Below are 517 nucleotides of genomic sequence, written 5' to 3' on the forward strand. Positions count from 1 at the left end.
CGAACTCGAACTTTTACCTGTTCATCGGCGCGGCCCAGGTACAGGATATTGCCATCTGACAACCATTTGCCCATATCACCGGTACGGTACATTTTAGCACCTGCCTTATTGGAAAATGGGTCCGCCACAAACCTCTCTGCCGTTAATTCCCGGTTGTTCAGATAACCCCGCGTTACGCCGGCTCCTCCTATGTACAACTCCCCTTTTACCCCCGCAGACACCGGATGGCCCGCCTGGTCCAGGATATAAACCCGCACATTGGCCAATGGTTTACCTATGGGCAAAGTCCCCGCAGGGTATGACCTCCCCCTCTCGTATTTATAGATTAATGCAGATATCGTGGCTTCTGTAGGGCCATAGATATTATAGAAATCCACTAAATTACTCCAGCGTCCGGCCAGTTCACTGGTACAGGTTTCCCCTCCGGATATTATCCGCTTCAATGCAAGATATTTGCCGGCAGTGATATTGGAAAGAAGACCCGGTGTGACTTCTAAATGGGAGATCTGCTGTTCAT

The 517-nt window shown here is 50.1% G+C and carries 1 protein-coding gene; it reads right to left on the reverse strand.

Annotated elements, in window-relative coordinates; genetic code table 11:
• The coding region (locus AB4Z08_RS35815; RefSeq protein ID WP_441578575.1) for an AMP-binding protein at positions 1-517 on the reverse strand (517 nt) is incomplete at both ends.

It is taken from the genome of Chitinophaga sp. RAB17, from assembly GCF_052114225.1.
Taxonomy (GTDB): Bacteria; Bacteroidota; Bacteroidia; order Chitinophagales; family Chitinophagaceae; genus Chitinophaga.